The sequence below is a fragment of the Rummeliibacillus sp. JY-2-4R genome (assembly GCF_053847205.1).
The window spans coordinates 2,369,629-2,388,177 of the sequence record NZ_CM132623.1 but is presented as its reverse complement, the minus strand read 5'-3'; the positions used below and the strand labels follow the sequence as shown (position 1 = coordinate 2,388,177).

Below are 18,549 nucleotides of genomic sequence, written 5' to 3'. Positions count from 1 at the left end.
ATTTTCTAGAATCAGGCGCATTTCCAGTGTAATGGAACTGCGCTTTTTACATTAAAGGACTATATAAATTCAAATATCATTTGGATAAATATCTTAAAATTATATAAAGATTTGAAGTAATGTTCTTGAAGGGGAGACTAAAATGCAACTCAATTTTTACGACGATAGATTTAAAAATGCAGTCGAATATTATGGATTAACTGAGGAACAACTTCGCTTTACTGGACATCCCAATGATTGTATAAAATTATCAGACGAAGATTCTGATCGTTATTCAATTTTGGCGATAGAAGAAGATAAACTTGTAACTTTTTTCGTTTTACATAAAAATGAAGGGGTAAAACCATACTCTGACAATAATAATTCAATATTATTGAGAGCATTTTCAACCGATTCCCGTCAACAGGGAAGGGGCTATGCGAAAAAGGCATTAAAGATTTTACCAGAGTTTGTTAAAGAGAAATTTAGCAATATAAATGAAATTGTATTAGCTGTAAATCGTAAAAATGAAGCTGCACAGGGACTATATAAAAAATGTGGATTTGTAGATGAAGGTGTTCGGAAAATAGGGAAAAAAGGTGAACTTATTATAATGAGTTATCATTTATAATTTTTAGCGGTGTTAGAGTAAATAATTAGGTAAGTTGTTATGTGACATATTGCAATTGAGCTAAAGAGAGCAATAATCGAACACTTGAAATATAAGGGAAATTCTATTGAACATTAGAAATAATAGTTGGAGAGACAAAGTATGAAAAAGGAAATAACAATCGAAGATTATAACCCGAATTGGTCCAAACAATTTGATGAAGAAAAAGAAAAACTAAAGGAAATATTAACTGACAAATATATATCAATTGAACATATAGGAAGTACATCTGTTGAAGGTTTATGTGCAAAACCAATTTTAGATATCGCTATTGGAGTAAATTATTAGAAATTGTGAGTGAATTCATTGAGCCTTTAAAACAAATTGGGTATGAATTTGTATATCATAAAGAATTTCCTCAAAGGCGTTTCTTTAGAAAGGGACAATGGGGATCTGGGACTCATCATATACATTTTTATCAATATGAAGGAGAACATTGGAACAATCAAATTTTGTTCAGAAATTATTTAAGAGTGAATCCTGATGTTCTAAAAAAATATCAAAAATTAAAGATTAATTTGGCAGAAAAGTTTCGTTTTGATAGAGCTTCCTATACAACAATTAAAGCTCCATTTATCCAGAATGTATTACAAAAGGCCAAAAAGGAAAATGAACAGAAATGATTTTTTCACTAAAGAGGGCTTTAGTTGGAAAACAATCTTCAATAATCGAGCACTATTCTAGTACAAGGAATAGTGTTTTTTAGTTATCATGAAAATGTTATTGCTTATTTGAAGGAAATTGCGAACTAAGAAAAAGAGCAATGAAATATGAATCTAATCATTGCTCAGTACAATTAACAATTACAAATCATTAATACATTTCCATCTAAATCTTGAAAGTTGAAATAGGCAAGATCGCCAATACGCTCGATTTCTCTAACAATTTTAATCCCTTTGCTTTTAACAAATTCATATGCTTCGTCGATATCCGTAACAAAAAAATTAAATAAAACATGGTTAGAGGGGCTTAGTTTAAACTCTGGATCAAATGTGTGGTCGTCCAATGTCAGTCCAGTTTCAGAAGTAACGGGAATGTTGTATACAGGTGATTCAACATTATCCTTATTAAATGGTAGTCCAAGTAAGTCACTGTACCATTCACATGATTTTGCTAGGTTACTTACATGAATAAAAACATTATTTACTTTGCAAGCGATAGGAGAAGAAATTGAATTCATAAACATTCCACCTTTATATGGGATTTATTTTATAAATTCAACATAAAAGAGGAGATCCCTTTAAATATTGTTGTAAATGTTTATATCGCAGTGCGAAGGTATTGTTCAGTATCTTATTCAACAATCGGGCGTAATTCTTGAATAACAGCAGGTAATTTGATGATTATATAGAAATTAAAATCCATACATAAAAAATCGAGTGAAATAAGGGGGCGTTAATGTGTTAATTAAGCCAAAGAAATTGCAGCCGGGAGATTGTGTTGCAACAGTAAGTCCTTCTTGGGGAGGAGCAGGTGAACCAGGACTTAGATGGCGATATGAACAAGGTGTAAAGAGATTAGAAGAAATTTTTGGACTGAAGGTTATCGCCATGCCGAATAGTTTGAAAGGGGAAGAATATCTTTATAATAATCCACAGGCTCGTGCTGAAGATTTGATGACCGCATTTAAGGATGAGAGTATAAAAGGAATTATTGCAAATATTGGTGGAGAAGATAGTATTCGCTTACTTCCCTATATTGATTTTGATGTTATTCGTGAAAACCCAAAAATTTTAATGGGTTACTCAGATGTGACCATTTCACATTTATTTTGCCATAAAGCCGGAATTTCTTCTTTTTATGGTCCAACAATTTTAACCGATTTTGCTGAAAACGTGGAGATGGATCCATATACGATAGAAATGGTAAACCGAACGTTTTTTTCAAATGATATTATCGGTGAAGTTCCATCGGCTAATCAATGGACGAGTGAGCGTTTAGAATGGATAGAAGAGAATAAGAATCGACGACGGACAATGCTGAAGAATTCAGGTTATGAGGTACTTCAAGGCAAAGGTGTTGTACAAGGACATTTGATTGGTGGTTGCATCGAAGTACTAGAGTTTGCAAAAGGAACAGAACTTTGGCCCGAGAAAAAATACTGGGAGAATAGCATCCTTTTCTTTGAAACATCCGAAGAAAAACCAGAACCAAAGCTTATTAAGTATTGGTTACGAAATTATGCTGCACAAGGCATTCTACAAAAAGCAAATGGTATCATCTTTGGTAAGCCGCAAGATGAGGAGTATTACGGGGAATATAAAGAGGAAATTCTAAAAGTAATGAAGGAATTTCATTTGGAGGATTTGCCAATTCTTTATAACTTGAATTTTGGTCATACCGAACCTAAATTCATTTTGCCATATGGTGTATTGGCAGAAATCAATTGTGAAAAAAGGACGTTCACAATTTTAGAAAGTGGAGTTAAATGAATTTAAAAAGGAATATCGATAATACTTATTCCACAATCGGGCGCGTTGGTTGAACATACAAAAAACTTTGTTGTTGTGGTAAATGAGTTCATTTGTTATACAAAAAGGATAGATGAATACAGGCGTTTCAGCTGTTCATCTATCCTTTTTTTCAGAATGAAATGTGTGATATTATATTCAGTTGTTTAATACATAACAATTTTAGATAATATAACTATTAGATGCTTCCTTTTTACTGTTTGTTTCGATGTTGATCCATTTTACTTAAGATTTTTTCACTATCTTTATTTGCCATATTCGTATAAAGGGATGTTGTTTTAATATCATTATGCCCCAATTGATCCCGTAGCAGCATATTAACTATACTAAATCAAAATTCACAAAACGCCTAAAACCATTGGTACTAAAGGGGTTATGGCGTTTTTTTGTTGTATCCTATTGGAAAGGAAAGTTTATTTAACACTACTTTTGCTAAATTAACATTTATAGGTATCCTTTTTCGTGCTTTCCTCAACTAAAGGGGCGGACTAGTTGAAGAATGTTTTTAGCTTTTATTCCACAATCGGGCCATATTGTTGAAGAAGGATTAATTACAAAAGATGTTGAATAAGATTTTATTATACGCCAGTTTTCGATGGAGGTTTAAATGAAAAAATTTTTAACTGTAATTGTTTTTGCCTTTTTTTTAGTTGGCTGTGGAAACGAATTTATCACTTTTTCTGGAGAAAGTAATAATTGGAAAGGAAAATACGCTACAAACGTCGATGGTTCAAGAGAAAATGGCGAATATACTTTTAGTTTTAAAGATGCCACAAACGTTACCGCATTTAAGAACCTAGAGATTATTATTAATGACGGAATAACCCATCACAGAGAGGAGGATCATAAAGGAGCGACTGTTAAAATACCAACTTCTTGTTCAGGGTGCGCTGTAACTCATAAAGATGCCACAATAAAGGTTGCAATTAAGTGGAATGATAAAAATGAAGAAACCTTTTTCTTAGAAAACGGTAAGTGAATTATAATATTTTTTCAACTGATGGGTTGCGTTAACAAAATAACTAAAGATCAATTTTTAAGCTCTTTTAAACCCTTCGATCTTCAACAATCGGGCGCAATTCTTGATAAGGGATTGTGCCTTCTTTAGTTTAAGGGCCACTTAGTTAAGGCGGAATTTAAAATACATGGCACTTAAAAAGTTGGTTTACTATGGGAAAATATATAGTAGTTAAAGGAATGAATTAATTAATGGACATTAAAAAACCAAACGATTTTGAACTAAGAAAAGTATTAACGTTTTCACCACAAGCTGTTTTTGATGGCACATTGGGTGAAGTAGAACCTACAAAAGAAAAAATCAACCAACTTGTTAAACCACTTTTGGAAAAAGGAGGCTATTATTTAATAGCAACAGAAGGTGATAAATTGATGGGGTGGATTCTTTTAGGACCAAACAAGGACCAATTTACTGATGTAATAAATGGATTTATTTACGAACTATTTGTTTTAGATAAATTTAGGGGAAATGGGATTTCCAAACAATTAATGAAAGCAGGTATTGAACATTTAAAACAAGATGGATACTCAGAAATCCGTCTAAGTGCATTTGTAGAGAATCAAGCAATTAAACTGTACGAAAAATTTGGATTTGATATAAGGACAGTTACTATGAGCTTGAAGTTATAAGAAACTCACTTTAACCAGGAGCTAATCTTTAATAAGATTAATTAAATGATCTTCAACAATCGGGCGCGATTCTGTAATAAGGATCAGCGCTCGTTTTCATTAAAGGGCCATTTTATGAAACAATATATTTTCGGAGTTAATAAATGATTATTGCATCCTAAATAAGTAATTTTTAGGGATTATATTTTAGCGTATACAAGTATGGCATAATTATTTTGAGGTGATTTCATGAACTTATGGGAAACTTATGAGAAAGTAGATAAACATCTAAATGAAAAATTGCTCACTATTCCTCCTTACCCTTGTGTTTCAGGCAAGAGGATACAAGAATTGTTAGCTAGCTTAGAAAATCCAGATCCAGCTTGGGGAGGGTTAGATGGAGAAATATTAAGGATGGTAAAAAATCCATGGCAAAGAGCCTTTCAGATTGAATATAGATTTAAGCCAACAAAAATATTTAATGACTTCATGAAAATAATTGAAAGTGCAACCTATGATTTGATGATAGGAAATTACATTTGTTCCTATTTGAGTTTAGTGCCGGTTGTAGAAGCAATATTAAGAAAATGATCTAATGAGAAGTCTAATGAGATTGAATCAATAAATAAAAAAGGTGACTTTAGCGTATATATTTTTGAAAAAAACCTAGTCAAGTATTTAAACGAAAAAAATAATGAACGTAATTCTAATATCAATATCCAAAAGTGGATTAGTAATCAAATTAAATATTTTGATTTTATGATTAGAAAAGTATTTTATCTAAGGTTTAATGCTTCAGAAGAAGGTGTGAAAAAGGAGTTTAATAGAAACAGAACTTTACATCTATTAGATAACATTGAGGACTCAAAAGCTTTAAGAGATAATAATACAAGAATCTTCTTATTATTGGATATTATTGCTGAACTATATTTAAGCCTTGATGAAGAACTTTATATTAATAATACTTTTTATGCTGATCATGAAAAAAATATTGATTTCAACCTAAGGTGGAAAATTTATCTTAAAAATACAATGGAATCTATAAATTATACAGATATGACTATAATAGATGCTGCCTTTCTTCAACAAGATAAAAAATACGTGACTGATGAACAAAAACAGAAATTTATTGAACAAAAGGAGTATCAAATACAGTTTATAAAATCTAAAAATAGATAAGGTGATAATATATTTTCGATATTCCACAATCGGGCGCATTTCTAGAGTAATGGATCTGCGCTTATTTTCATTAAAGGGCCATTTTGCTGAAGAAATACTTTTTATAAAAAGGAGGGAAATCAATGAGGAAATTTACAGTCACGGCTGTTTTATTGTTTGTTTTTATATTAAGTGGTTGTAATGGCATACTTACCAAAAATACAGATGGAAATGGAGTATTAACCGGAAACAAGCCTCCAAAAGTAAAGATAGAGATTGACAGAGAAACATATGAAACTAAACTGGGTTCATATTGTTGGGGACCTAAATCTAATGGAAAAGCCGAATGTGCTGATACTGCTGGTCCAGTAGAATTACTAAAAGGTAAAGAGCCTATACAAGTACAGGCTGGTGAGAAAATCAAATTGAAAATGAATTACAAACCGAAGCCCAACGAAGTTCATCTTACACAGATAAAAAATGAGAATGAAATGGAAATTGAGGTAAATAATAATCAGTTTATAGCCCCTAATGAAAAAGGTACTTATATTTATGCCTATGGTGTCTGGTGGATGGACGAGGAAGATAGAAATTTATCTCATGGTGATGCCTTTTATGCTTTTGTCCTAGAAGTTAAATGATCGGACGCTTTAATTGAGTAATGAAAAAAGCCTAATTTCATCGCGTTAAATTGAGAAATTAGGCTTTTTAATATTGAAATTTCCTAAACGTTGTAGATTGGCATTTTCCTGACGGTACTCCTATTAGAAGTATTATTAATTTTTCAATAATCGGGAGCAATAATAGTGTTAGCTGTAATTGGCTTATTTACAACAATATTTTGGATCCGAAATATGCCTAAGTAAATGGTTAAAAGTAACAAAGAATCATTTGCAAAGATACTAAGGAAGATATCTATAAACCGTTACTCTCTAACGTACCTATGTCAATCAATCTTCAACAATCGGGCGCAATTCTTAAAAAGGAATCGTGCCTTCTTTAGCTAAAGGGGCATATTGTTGAACAGCTAGAGAAATTATTACCAAAGAGTAAAATATTTTATTGAATAAAATTTAAGAGGGGAGAGTTATATGAAGGAGAAAGAGGAAAATAGTGAAGATGAAATTTTCAATCCTTTACAATCAGATAACAAAGCAATGGGCTTTCCAGCTAATAATAAGAGATGGCATTTAAAACAACAGCCTAAAGGTATCAGGTATATCGGCTATATAATAGTTGTGTTTTTTATAATTATTCTACTTACCATAGTCATATCGAAATTGATGTAAGGGTGAATGGTGCTTTAGTTGAACATGCAAAAAACTTTGTTGTTGTGGTAAATGAGTTCATTTCTTATACAAAAAGGATAGTTGAATACAGGCGTTTCAGCTGTTCATCTATCCTCTCTTTTTCAGAATAAAATGTGTGACATTATATTCAGTTGTTTAATACATAACAATTTTAGATATAACTATTAGATGCTTCCTTTTTACGGTTATTTACTGTTTGTTTCGATGTTGATCCATTTTACTTAAGATTTTTTCACTATCTTTATTTGCCATATTCGTATAAAGAGAGGTTGTTTTAATATCATTATGCCCCAATTAATCCCGTAGCAAAATAAAAGATACGGATAGTATAATATTGTTATAAGTTTTATGCTTTTTATTTTATTTTAAATAATACTAATAATTTTACAGCCTTTTGGTTATTGAAAAAGACTTTTCTATGTATCAACAATCAAAGCGGGTGGAGCGGTCTAATCTCCTGTGAGAGCAGGAGGTGAGCCGTATGTCTGAAATACTTATCTCTATAAATACAGGCCTATTCATGGTAGCCTTAATTAACCTCATGATCGTACTAATAGACAAAATCAATAAAAAATAAAAGACCACCCGTTCAAAATCTCTGTCGGAAGATTTAGGGTGATCTTTTATGCCATAAATTTTTTCACAAAGACCGCTTTATTTCGCGGGTTATGCTGTTAGAGTCGTTGTGTTACAGCACTTAGAATCTTTTTTAATATGTGTTAAAGTTCTACTTTTATTATAAACAAAAAACAGTAATATGCAAATTTTTGTATTCATTTCATTTTCTTATTATTGTTTATAGTACAAAAAAATATGAGAGCAATGACAATGATAATGCTGCTGGAATTAAACTTTTTTCATAAGATATCCCCATTTATTATGTTTTTTTGTTATTGCGTGAATTGCTAATAAATGGAAAAATTACCCCTAATATCAATAATATAGAACCTGTTATATGCATTAACTTGTTTCCTATATCTTCTAAATTATGGCTAGTAAAATTAAGCATAATCCCCCCTATAATTACCATTATTGCTTTAAGAACCTTTTCTTGTTGTAGTCACTAAGATGCCTCCTTTTTGGTAGGAAATTAACAACAATTATAATTAATTTTACGTCAATCTGTGGAATAAATCCTTTTATAAAAAGAGTGTTTAGTATTTGTCGAATGGTAAAATAGAGGGCATCTACTAAAGAATGGATAATAAACCTTGAACTTTTATATTCAACAATCGGGCTTATCCTTGTATAAGGATAAGCCCTTATTTTCATTTAAAGGTCGTATTCTGGAGAATTTCCCTTAAATATAATAGTATATATAATTTCAAATAGATGGAGATTCTGAAGTAATGCACTTTAAGCAGGATAGTAGAAGAAGGAATAGTTAATTCCTATATCGAATGCAAAAGTAAGGAAATCTTTGTAATTCTTATGGAAGATTATATAAATAAAATAAGAGGCAATTAAAATGCGTAGGGGGAGAATATGGAATCAAAGTTAATTATCATATGAGGAAACTCTAGGAGTGGAAAAACAACGACTGCGAAAAATCTTCAAAATTATTTGGGGCGTGGAACGCTATTGGTTTCTCAGGATGTTGTCCGCCGAGAAATGTTGAGAGTTCACGACCTAGAGGGAAACCTTTCAATCGAATAGATTCGCCAAATAGCAGGATATGGTAAAGGTAAATGTGAATTTATTATTGTAGAAGGAATCTTGTATAAAAGTCGTTATGGTGAAATGTTAAATAACCTAATCCAGTTCTATAAGCAAAAGGCATATACATATTATTTTGATTTAACTTTTGAGGAAACAGTATTACGTCACAACTCTAGTTCGAAAAAGATTGAATTCGGAGAAGATTCGTTACGTACCTGGTGGAATCCAAATGATTATCTTGGCGTGGATGGAGAAACATTACTGACTAAAGATATGACACAGGACGATGTATTGAAACTTATTTTAAATCAACTGCTAAAGTAATTATTTCGATTGGTTGAAATACTTATTTTCTTATTAAACTAGTGGGTGCATTGCTTCAATAACGATCTTAGCAACAGAGCGCAATTCTGCAGCAAGAATTACGCCCTTTCTTAATGTTAAAGGCCCGATTGTTTATATAACTAAGAAAATTAAATAATGTAAAAGTTTAAATATAAATGAACAGAAAACTACATTTCACATTACAAAATTACTTTTTGTGTTAATGTTGAATATAAAGATATTTTGGGAGTGACACTGTGATTGAGATATACCTATTAAGCATTACTGGATTAATTATTCTGTTTCTTATTATTACGTATGCCGTTCGATTTGGCATAGACACTTCAAAACAGGTTAAGTATTTAAGGACTGAACTTAAAGAAATAAAAAGACAAATCAAAGATTTAGAGAAAGTAAGAGATAATTAAATTACTTATTAAACAAACAAAGCAATAGAAGTTGCAACAACACTTTACAACTCTATTGCCTTTTTAAAATTAAGAATAATTACACTTTTACTCTCAATCTATAATTATTTTTATAGTTTTGAAAGTACTTGATCGACAGAAGACCATTCATATTTCGATTCATTTAATACTTTTTCACCAATTTTAATCTGAACATTTTTTACAAATCTGGCACCATAATATTCATAAAAATATTTTGTTTTATTATCTTCTAAAACATCGACAAAAATCTTTGAATAGCCCATTTTTTTGAAATGGATGAATAATTCTCTCAATAAAGCCTTTCCAATACCTGTTCCTTGATATTCCTCTAATAAATAAATTGAAGTCAAATCACATGTGTTTTCTTCAATGTTTGTTTCTCTTTTCCACGCATCAGCGAAACCGATAATTTTTCCTTGTCCATTTTCAACTATAATTACATAATTGTCTTTTATTATGTTTTGTTTCCAAAGTTCTGTTCTATTTTCATAAGATAAACTATCTAAATAATTATCTGGAATTATTCCTTTATAAGTCGTTTTCCAACTATCAACGTGTACTTTAGCAATACCTTCTGCATCCCAAATATTTGCTCTCCTAATTCTCACCATATGCACATCCTATCCTTAATATTTCTATTATTGTCCTTTTCATGGTTATACATATTTAAGATTATATGGTATGCGGAAAATTCTAACTACTAATAAAAAGAAGAATCTTGTATTTAACTATATAAAACAATATGGTGCATATGAGTAATAGGAATGTACTTTTAAATCTTCTGAAATCTTCCACTTAGATTGTATAATACTTTCCCAAGCTACTTCATAAATATCAATACATTTAATAAAAAAAGAGGAATTTACAAGAGGTGAATTCATGAGAAAAAAGTAATGGTGTTCTTGTTAATTGTAATAGTTCCTTCACTTATAGTCAGTTTCAAATTGTTTCAGAACTATATTAATTCGCAAACTCTTCAAGATGAAAATCTAAAAACTGAATTAACAATTTTAGAAGCGGTTAAACTTGCCTATCCTTATGCTTTGGAATGGAATAAAGATGCGCAGGTTTTACAGGCAATTAATATAGACTTAGATAAGCCTGGAAAGTCGATTGGAAGCAATGGAAAAAGAAAATATTGGAATATTGATTTTGGAGTGCCAGAGACTGATAAAGATTTCTTAGTCACGATCCATGAGGGGGGAATTGTTTCAACTAAGGATATAGGGGAAAAGGGGGCAACTCCATACCCCGAAGAAGAACTAATAAGATTTGAAGATATTAACTATGATTCTCCTCAATTACTTAAAAAAGCACTAGAATTAGGAAATATTTATCCAGGTAATGATTGGGCTAAAGGCTATAACTTTATGCTCTTTATGGCTAGGTATTGGCTTGATCTTATCGAAAAAAGAATATGGATAACTAACTCGAAGTTGTGTAGGATTGTTAGTAGCTGTTAAAGAAATCTGAGGTGGTTAGTGCTTTAAAGTAACAAATAATAACAAAAAAGAGAGTGATTATTCTGGAAAAAGGGTGAGGGGCATTTATCTGGTAGTGAGAAAGGAATGACTGCATTAGTCATACAATCTGAAAAACTACCTAATCCATACTTATGATAGGTTTTAACAGTGTATATATGTGATTATGAAGCCTAAAAACGGGAGCTTTTGCAGAATAAGAAACAGTTAAAGTTAAATAAGAAAAATAGTCAAGATTCCACCATAATAGGAATCTTGACTATTTAATAGAACCATCAGTACCTTTATGTAGCCAAATACACTCTGCACAAGTATACAGTAGTAACACCTTTTACTTCTTAGAATCTGTAGATAATTGTTCGAGGGTTTTCCATTTAACAACTTCTTCTCTTTCATTTCCCTTATTGTTAAACTTGATTTTTACTCTTCGTTCACTATCTTCCTTGACATCTTTCATGGAAAGTTTGATTGCAACTTTTCCTTTTCCTTTGATTTCTAAATTATTAATATTTTTTAAATCGCCAATATCTGAATCCGCATAAATACCAGATTTTTTTAATGGATCAGCACCAAAAAATTCGTAATTTATTCCATCTTCCTCATATGTGATAGGCATTTCATCTCTTTTCATCAATTCTATTGATTTCACTGTTACAGATGATTCACCTGTCCATTCTATTGGGACAACAAGATAATAAGTTTTATTGTTTTCAAAATTCATTCCAAAATTCCCTAAAAGAAATTTATCGGGTATAGTCTTTCCTTGTAGGCTACAACCAACTACAAAAGCTAAAATGGAAAATAAAATTATACAAAATTTTTTCATCTGATTCATCCTTATGAAAGTATTTTATACTACGGTAAAATCAAAAATTGTGGCCTTATTTTAACCGAATAATAAAATAATTTGAAATTGTCTATTAATATGATGCTTAAAGAAATAGCTTAAATAGTGCAAACTTTTATCTGACTTTATTTGAGCGATGGGGGTAGTCAAATGGAATATAGACTGATCCAAGTATAGTTCCTATTGCCCTAACTGGGTGGGAGTCTATTATCCAACCTCTATTTAATTATTTTTCCTTTTAATGAATATAATGGTAAAATTGTATGATGTAAGGATATAAAAGTTGTGCATTGAGGATTTAGCCATATACAGTCCTATTTATCGTTTTGACAATTGTATCAAATATAATATTATCATACGTATTTACGCTAGGATTTTTTGCAATTGTAGGAGGAATTATTTTTTTGTTTAGTACAAGACGAAAAAGAGCAATTAAATTAATTCCTCTATTTTTAGAAATTCGAAAACCAAAAAGTTTAATTACTCAAATTCAGATCTTGTTTTTACGTTTAACTTTTTGACTTTTTAATATTAAGTGAGTGAGGTAATAGCATGTATAAAGAACAATATGGATTAGGCAATAATTACGCTAACCTGTTATTTTTACTGGTTTTTATTATTTTCTTGATTTTAATTATTTATTTTTTTATAAGAAAAAATAGAAAATAGGATAAATAGTTTAATCGTGTGTTTTAATTCATTTGGATATGAATAATTTATAACGCTTAAACTATATACCTGCTTCTGTATTTAGCTACTGTTAAATAGATAGGAGGAATACTAAACAATGAAAAAATTATTAAATTTGTTTCTTTTATTGATTATGATTATAAGTTTAATAGGTTGTAATAATGAAGCCGTGAAAAGTGAAAAGGATATAGAGGAGTTAGTAAAAAATTATAAATCAGCACAATATAATATCAAAGATCCTGCTAATCCTCCAACAGAACTAGAAATAGCTGGAAATTTAAAAGTGTACCTATCAACAGACGTATATGAAAAGCAAATGGCTAATCGTGTTTTTCAAATAGCCCCTGATGTTGCAGCAAAAACAAGAAGTAGCATTGAATTAGAAAATATTAAACTTGAAAAAAAGAAAGAAAATAACGATGGTTCAATAGATTATACGTATACATTAAGGCTTAAATTTCAAAATGAAAAGTCAACAGATGTAGTTGAAAAAAGTGGTCGACTAACAACTAAGGATCAAAAAATAATTTACGACTGGGAAGAAAGAGACACTAAAATAGGAAATGAATTTTTCTAAAAAGGATCTGTTTCTTATATTAGCAAAATTCCAATTTTTAAGAAACAGCCTTTATTATTCAGCAAAAGTAACGTGTAATCGTTATTTTAGAAAAGGAGCGTAGTTTATTTGAGTTACAAAATTATATTTTTTGATGTAGATGGAACACTAATTGATTATAATTCAGGAATAATTTCTGATACTACAAAATTAGCAATCCAGAAATTAAAAGATCAAAAGATTCATGTGGTTGCTGCAACAGGGCGTCCGTTATCAATGTGCCAGGAATTAATTTCAATTGGAATCGACACTTTTATCACAGCTAATGGCGCTTATGTAAAAAATAAGAACGAAGTAATCTATAAAACTATTTTAGATAAGCACATTGTGAATGATATACATATATTTGCACAACAGAATGGGCAAGCTTTATCTTATTTCACTGAAAAACTAAACATGAACGGTATTTATAATGATCATACACGTCTGGCACTTCAACAAACATTATCTTTGACTGAATACCCTGAGCTTGACAAAGATATTTTGGATAAAGAAATTTATTTAATGTGCCTTTATGGAAATAACAAAACCATAAATTTATATAGAGAGATATTTCCGCATTTGCAATTTCAACAATGGCATCCATACATCGCAAATGTATTACAAACAAACATTTCTAAATCAATTGCTGCGAATAGTATATTGAACTATTTTGGATACAATTCGTCAGAAGCAATTGCTTTTGGTGACGGTGAAAATGATATCGATTTGTTGCAATTAACAGATTTAGGAGTAGCAATGGGGAATGGCAATCGAAAGCTTAAAGAAATAGCCAATTTTGTTACGAAAGATTGTGCAGAAGATGGTGTAATGTATGCTTTGAAAAAATTTGAAATTATTTAAGGAGACTCGAATTATGCTAGATAATTTATTTAAATATAATTGGAAAGTTCGTGAAGAATGGATCGAATGGTGTGAGAAAATTCCGCATGAAGAATTAATAAAAGAACGAACTGGTGGTATGAAAAACTTTTTACATACACTGTTTCATGTAATTGATTGTGAACAAATCTGGGTTAATCAAATGCTAGGTAATCCTGTAAATGAAAAGGATATGCTAACAATTCGCTCTTTAGGAGAAGTAAAAGAGTATGCTAAAGCTACTAGAGAAAGTACAGAAAGATTTCTTACTGAATTTCAATATGATTTAAATAAGGAATTAATTATTAACCAAAATCTTATATTTTCCTATGAAAAAGTTCTATATCATATCATTACGCATGAGGTTCATCATATCGGACAACTATCTATTTGGTCAAGAGAATTAGGGATTACTCCTGTTAACTCTGATTTATTAATTAAAGATATTTAAGAATGGATTCTAAATAACGTTTAAGAGGAAGAAAAAACACAAATGCTTACTCCTAAAATATTCGGAATATTTTAAATAGTATCTTGTTAAAGCATAAGAATAAATTGATTGGGGTGAATTTAAAATGAAAAGCAAAATAGGTCTGTTTTCATCCATTTTATTTATAGTAGGGTTAGCATCTTACATTATTGCATTATTTGGAAAGGACAGTTATCTATTAGTCGGAGTTATTGCAACTGCAATAGGGTTTTTATTGGCATTATTTGCTGAAAAAGGTGTATATAAAAGGATTGGTTTAATAGGGAATGGAGTTATCGTATTTATTGGAGTTATTTTCCCTTTTATAGTAACAACTTTCTTTTGGAATGAACCCTAATCTACTTCTAGTTATGGGGTTAATTGCTTGCAAAATAGTAGCGTCTTTATTTTCGTCTTTTTCGTTTAAAAAATCTATTTATTTTCTTTGCTTTTTTCGGACTTATTCGAAACAATTTATTTAATAATACATCAAAAGTGTCCGCAATCTTATGAAATTCCCATTCCATTTCCTCTGTAAAATAGTTCTCGACAATATATACAACGGATGGATGTTCGTTCCCTATTCGATAATCTAAAACGACCCATTCATGAAAATCTGTCCAAAGAACAATTAATTCTTGAGGAAGACCGGATTCTTCTAACAATTCTTTGGAGGATAATATACCTATATCATCTTTTTCAAAATGAATCGGTTCTATGCTAGGAAGGGCATCTTTGTATTCTGTAAAATAAGGATAGTTAAGTTCACCACCATTTTGTTGTTTCATTAGATCAATAAATGATGCTGGGAAGTGAACATCCAATATATATTTTCAGCTTTCTTTATTATTTCATCGTTAATAGGATACTCGATACGTTTATTTTTAGGATCTTTATTCCAAAAATTTCCTCATTTATAAAAACCTTTACTCAACAAAACAAGCACAACCTTTTTTTACATTTTAGCAACCCCTAAGGATTTATAATTTAATATTAATCTATACATAACACTAAAGAAAACTATAACTTTGGCTGAAGGAACGACAGTGTTTGCTAAAAGAAAAACTTTCCTCATATTTTAGAATTTTTTGTACATATGAAAGAGTTTAGTAAATTTATTTTATCTAGTTAAATTCAGCCTAAAGTTGTAAATATTACCTTAAACTTAATTGGTAAAATAATGAATGTAATAAAATATAGTCAAGATTTAATCACAATGGAATAAAGGGGGAGTTATATTGAGTTACTATATTTGTATGACTTGTGGTGTACAGTATGAACATTCTATTGAAGAGCCAAAGCAATGTACTATTTGCTCAGAAGAAAGACAATTTGTTAGCGTAAACGGGCAGACTTGGACAACTTTAGAAAAGTTGGTGTCAACTAAAAAATTTGAAAATAAAATTAATTCTGAAGAAAACGGTTTATTTAGTATTAAAACTATTCCAACGTTTGGAATTGGTCAAACAGCTTATTTAATTCAAGAACAGGATTTTAATTTATTATGGGATTGTGTTACATATATTGATCAGACAACTATTGAAAAAATAGAGGAATTAGGTGGGATTGATGCTATCGCTTTATCTCATCCACATTACTATTCAAGTCAAGTTGAGTGGGCGGAAGCTTTTAACGCATCTATATATATTCATGAGGATGATAAAGATTGGATTACAAGACCAAGTGACAAGATTATTTTTTGGTCTGGTGAGTCACTTACATTAAAGAACGGATTAACCCTTTATCGTACTGGTGGTCATTTCAAAGGAGCCACAGTATTAGAATGGAAAAATGGATTTCAACAAAAAGGCATATTACTTGTTGGGGATATCATTCGAGTGGTTGCTGACCGTCGTTGGGTGACATTTATGTATAGTTATCCAAATTTTATACCTCTCCCTGCTAAAACAGTGAAACGAATCTTTAATCAAATAGAAGATTTACATTTTGATCGATTGTATGATGCCTTTCTCCGCGTTGTAAAAAAAGATGCAAAACAATGTGTTCATAACTCAGCTATTAGGTATATAAATGCTTTAGAAGGCGAGTTATTTAATACTTAGATAAGTCATCTGTAGAGCAGTTACTATTAATGTAATCATTCGAAAAGGGGTGTTATTTTCGATGGAAATTAAATCGATTGTATTACAGACTGAAAATTTAATGGAAATGAAAGAGTTCTATATAGATACTTTAGGTTTTTCATTATTTCATGAGGATATAAATAGCTTTAGAATTGCAGTTGGTACAAGTGAATTTAGGTTTACCACTAAATCAGTAAAAGGTAACCCCTATTACCACTTTGCTTTTAACATACCAGCTAACAAATTTTATGAAGCAAAATCATGGGTAAAAGAAAGAGTAAAATTACTTCTTGAAGAGGGGGTAGATGAAGCTTATTTTGCTAATTTACCTGCCCGTTCTTTATATTTTCATGACCCTTCTGGTAATATAGTAGAATTTATTTCAAGATATGAAATTACTGAAGATAGCCTCGAGCCTTTTTCGGCTAAAAGTATTTTAAACATTAGCGAAATCGGTTTAATTGTAGAAGATACCATAAGTACAAGTGAAAAATTAAACGAGATTGGTGTTACTGAACGTGACAATAAGAAAATCAGTAGAAAATTCCTTAATTTCATGGGTGAAAGAAAGAAGGGTATATTTATTATTTTAGCTCAACCAGGGAGAAGATGGATTTTTTCTGATAAAGTGTCTGCTATTTTTCCTCTTGAGATTAGATTAATTAATAACAGTAAAATAATCATTAACTCAGATCATGAATTTCAGGTATATAAGAACGAGGAGAAATGAGTAAAAACCTGAAACTTAATTACTTTTAAAATACTATTATTTGCAAAAATAATTATTATCACTTAAAGGAGTTATTGACTTGACCATGGAAAGTAAAACGGAAGAGATTGTTTAACTATCAGAGTAGGATTATAAAAAAGTGTATTGAATGTACTATTATAGATAAGTTTCGGGAGGTGTATAGAAGATGATGGATTATTACGGAGAACTTTGTACAAAAATATATGAAAGTGAAAAATCCATTGCAATGGGAGTAGAGCTAGATTTTTATCTATCTTTTGTTAAAGATAATAATATGAAAGTTTTAGAGCCTATGTGTGGCAATGGCAGAATGCTTTTACCATTTCTGCAAAGAGGGATTGATATCGAGGGCTTCGACATCTCAGAAGAAATGATAAATGTATGTGAAGAAAAAGGAAAAAAACTTGGTCTCAATCCAATTGTTTTTCTTGAAAAAATAGAGGAATTTAAGAGTAATATAAACTATGATTTAATTATGATTCCTTTCGGTTCCTTTTCACTTTTACCTGATAAATTAGTGTACGACAGTCTTCAAAATTTAAAGTCTGTTTTAAAGTCAGATGGGAAACTACTTTTGACTGCTATGATAAAAAATAAAGAGGTTGAGGAAATTCCTGATTGGATTGAGACAAATAGGAAACAATTAGCGGATCAAAAAATTATTGAATATAAGAAAATGAATTATGATCAGAAATCTAAGGTATTAAATATTGAATTAAAATATAAAGCGGTTCAGGGTGAGCAGTTAGTGAAAATAGAAACTATGGATTTTCCTATTCGTCTTTACGAGATAAAGGAATTTAAGGATTTACTTCAGACAAACGGATTTAAAAATGTAGTAGTTCATGAAGTAATTAATGGATATGGAGAAGGTAGTTCTTTCAATGTATTTGAATGTGAAGTATAAGGATTCGTTATTAATAAACTGATGTTAAGGTACATCTGAGCTGCTGTTTTGGTGGCTCTTTTTGGTTTTTTAACTAAACAAAATAATAAGAAGTTTGTAAAGTTTGTAATTAACTGTATTTAAACAAAAAAGCGTATTTGAGAAATAGGCATGTTCTTATTAATCCATCAAAATCTTATACTGTTGAGAAAGAAAAA

The 18,549-nt window shown here is 30.4% G+C and carries 22 protein-coding genes and 1 pseudogene; 19 read left to right on the top strand and 4 right to left on the bottom strand.

Features of this window, described 5'->3' with window-relative positions; genetic code table 11:
* Positions 1 to 142 precede the first annotated feature (142 nt).
* The 3 genes from ACWV26_RS11560 (at position 143) to ACWV26_RS11550 (ending at position 1,272) form a co-directional block, all read left to right on the top strand.
* A complete protein-coding gene (locus ACWV26_RS11560) occupies positions 143 to 610 on the top strand; it encodes a GNAT family N-acetyltransferase (protein ID WP_455894900.1) in 468 nt (155 codons plus the stop codon).
* 141 nt (positions 611 to 751) lie between these two features.
* Positions 752 to 937 (top strand): GrpB family protein, encoded by a 186-nt coding sequence (locus tag ACWV26_RS11555; protein ID WP_455894899.1) that lies wholly within the window; start codon positions 752 to 754, stop codon positions 935 to 937.
* Positions 938 to 942: 5 nt separating this feature from the next.
* On the top strand, positions 943 to 1,272 hold the full coding sequence (locus ACWV26_RS11550; protein WP_455894898.1) for a GrpB family protein: 330 nt from the start codon (positions 943 to 945) through the stop codon (positions 1,270 to 1,272).
* A gap of 173 nt (positions 1,273 to 1,445) precedes the next feature.
* Here ACWV26_RS11550 and ACWV26_RS11545 read toward each other — a convergent pair whose 3' ends face one another.
* Positions 1,446 to 1,829 carry a VOC family protein gene (locus ACWV26_RS11545; RefSeq protein ID WP_455894897.1) on the bottom strand — a complete coding sequence of 128 codons (384 nt, stop codon included), beginning with the start codon at positions 1,827 to 1,829 and terminating at the stop codon, positions 1,446 to 1,448.
* A gap of 220 nt (positions 1,830 to 2,049) precedes the next feature.
* Between ACWV26_RS11545 and ACWV26_RS11540 the strand changes: the two genes are divergently transcribed.
* The 8 genes and pseudogenes from ACWV26_RS11540 to ACWV26_RS11505 all read left to right on the top strand — a co-directional run bounded on the left by ACWV26_RS11540 (position 2,050) and on the right by ACWV26_RS11505 (position 9,197).
* Positions 2,050 to 3,081, top strand: a complete 1,032-nt coding sequence (locus tag ACWV26_RS11540; protein WP_455894896.1) for a S66 family peptidase — start codon at positions 2,050 to 2,052, stop codon at positions 3,079 to 3,081.
* Positions 3,082 to 3,727: 646 nt separating this feature from the next.
* Positions 3,728 to 4,099, top strand: coding sequence for a hypothetical protein (locus tag ACWV26_RS11535; protein ID WP_455894895.1), 372 nt, complete (start codon positions 3,728 to 3,730; stop codon positions 4,097 to 4,099).
* A gap of 230 nt (positions 4,100 to 4,329) precedes the next feature.
* Complete coding sequence (locus ACWV26_RS11530; RefSeq protein ID WP_455894894.1) at positions 4,330 to 4,767, top strand: N-acetyltransferase family protein; 438 nt, start codon at positions 4,330 to 4,332, stop codon at positions 4,765 to 4,767.
* Positions 4,768 to 4,995: 228 nt separating this feature from the next.
* Positions 4,996 to 5,337 (top strand): hypothetical protein, encoded by a 342-nt coding sequence (locus ACWV26_RS11525; protein ID WP_455894893.1) that lies wholly within the window; start codon positions 4,996 to 4,998, stop codon positions 5,335 to 5,337.
* A 168-nt stretch (positions 5,338 to 5,505) separates the two neighbouring features.
* Complete coding sequence (locus ACWV26_RS11520) at positions 5,506 to 5,925, top strand: hypothetical protein (RefSeq protein ID WP_455894892.1); 420 nt, start codon at positions 5,506 to 5,508, stop codon at positions 5,923 to 5,925.
* Between the two features lie 122 nt (positions 5,926 to 6,047).
* The gene (locus ACWV26_RS11515; protein WP_455894891.1) at positions 6,048 to 6,545 is read left to right on the top strand and encodes a hypothetical protein; all 498 of its coding nucleotides are present in this window, start codon (positions 6,048 to 6,050) and stop codon (positions 6,543 to 6,545) included.
* 450 nt (positions 6,546 to 6,995) lie between these two features.
* Positions 6,996 to 7,193, top strand: a complete 198-nt coding sequence (locus ACWV26_RS11510) for a hypothetical protein (RefSeq protein ID WP_455894890.1) — start codon at positions 6,996 to 6,998, stop codon at positions 7,191 to 7,193.
* Between the two features lie 1,506 nt (positions 7,194 to 8,699).
* Positions 8,700 to 9,197 (top strand): annotated as a pseudogene (locus ACWV26_RS11505) (kinase).
* A gap of 538 nt (positions 9,198 to 9,735) precedes the next feature.
* Here ACWV26_RS11505 and ACWV26_RS11500 read toward each other — a convergent pair.
* The gene (locus ACWV26_RS11500) at positions 9,736 to 10,254 is read right to left on the bottom strand and encodes an N-acetyltransferase family protein (RefSeq protein ID WP_455898237.1); all 519 of its coding nucleotides are present in this window, start codon (positions 10,252 to 10,254) and stop codon (positions 9,736 to 9,738) included.
* A gap of 285 nt (positions 10,255 to 10,539) precedes the next feature.
* Between ACWV26_RS11500 and ACWV26_RS11495 the strand changes: the two genes are divergently transcribed.
* A complete protein-coding gene (locus tag ACWV26_RS11495) occupies positions 10,540 to 11,109 on the top strand; it encodes a hypothetical protein (protein WP_455894889.1) in 570 nt (189 codons plus the stop codon).
* A 349-nt stretch (positions 11,110 to 11,458) separates the two neighbouring features.
* Here ACWV26_RS11495 and ACWV26_RS11490 read toward each other — a convergent pair whose 3' ends face one another.
* Entirely contained in the window at positions 11,459 to 11,953 is a 495-nt protein-coding gene (locus tag ACWV26_RS11490; protein WP_455894888.1) for a hypothetical protein, read from the bottom strand.
* Positions 11,954 to 12,761: 808 nt separating this feature from the next.
* Here ACWV26_RS11490 and ACWV26_RS11485 point away from each other — a divergent pair.
* The 4 genes from ACWV26_RS11485 (at position 12,762) to ACWV26_RS11470 (ending at position 14,968) form a co-directional block, all read left to right on the top strand.
* Positions 12,762 to 13,241 carry a hypothetical protein gene (locus ACWV26_RS11485; RefSeq protein ID WP_455894887.1) on the top strand — a complete coding sequence of 160 codons (480 nt, stop codon included), beginning with the start codon at positions 12,762 to 12,764 and terminating at the stop codon, positions 13,239 to 13,241.
* 108 nt (positions 13,242 to 13,349) lie between these two features.
* Complete coding sequence (locus tag ACWV26_RS11480) at positions 13,350 to 14,123, top strand: Cof-type HAD-IIB family hydrolase (protein ID WP_455894886.1); 774 nt, start codon at positions 13,350 to 13,352, stop codon at positions 14,121 to 14,123.
* 13 nt (positions 14,124 to 14,136) lie between these two features.
* Positions 14,137 to 14,592 (top strand): DinB family protein, encoded by a 456-nt coding sequence (locus tag ACWV26_RS11475; protein ID WP_455894885.1) that lies wholly within the window; start codon positions 14,137 to 14,139, stop codon positions 14,590 to 14,592.
* A gap of 124 nt (positions 14,593 to 14,716) precedes the next feature.
* Positions 14,717 to 14,968: a hypothetical protein gene (locus tag ACWV26_RS11470; protein ID WP_455894884.1), complete on the top strand. Its 252-nt coding sequence runs from the start codon at positions 14,717 to 14,719 to the stop codon at positions 14,966 to 14,968.
* Positions 14,969 to 15,014: 46 nt separating this feature from the next.
* Here ACWV26_RS11470 and ACWV26_RS11465 read toward each other — a convergent pair whose 3' ends face one another.
* Positions 15,015 to 15,434 (bottom strand): SMI1/KNR4 family protein, encoded by a 420-nt coding sequence (locus ACWV26_RS11465; protein WP_455894883.1) that lies wholly within the window; start codon positions 15,432 to 15,434, stop codon positions 15,015 to 15,017.
* A gap of 411 nt (positions 15,435 to 15,845) precedes the next feature.
* Between ACWV26_RS11465 and ACWV26_RS11460 the strand changes: the two genes are divergently transcribed.
* From ACWV26_RS11460 to ACWV26_RS11450, 3 genes are all read left to right on the top strand, one after another.
* A complete protein-coding gene (locus ACWV26_RS11460) occupies positions 15,846 to 16,673 on the top strand; it encodes an MBL fold metallo-hydrolase (RefSeq protein ID WP_455898236.1) in 828 nt (275 codons plus the stop codon).
* Between the two features lie 61 nt (positions 16,674 to 16,734).
* Entirely contained in the window at positions 16,735 to 17,424 is a 690-nt protein-coding gene (locus ACWV26_RS11455; RefSeq protein WP_455894882.1) for a VOC family protein, read from the top strand.
* Between the two features lie 187 nt (positions 17,425 to 17,611).
* Positions 17,612 to 18,352, top strand: a complete 741-nt coding sequence (locus ACWV26_RS11450; RefSeq protein ID WP_455894881.1) for a class I SAM-dependent methyltransferase — start codon at positions 17,612 to 17,614, stop codon at positions 18,350 to 18,352.
* The last annotated feature ends 197 nt before the right edge of the window (positions 18,353 to 18,549 follow it).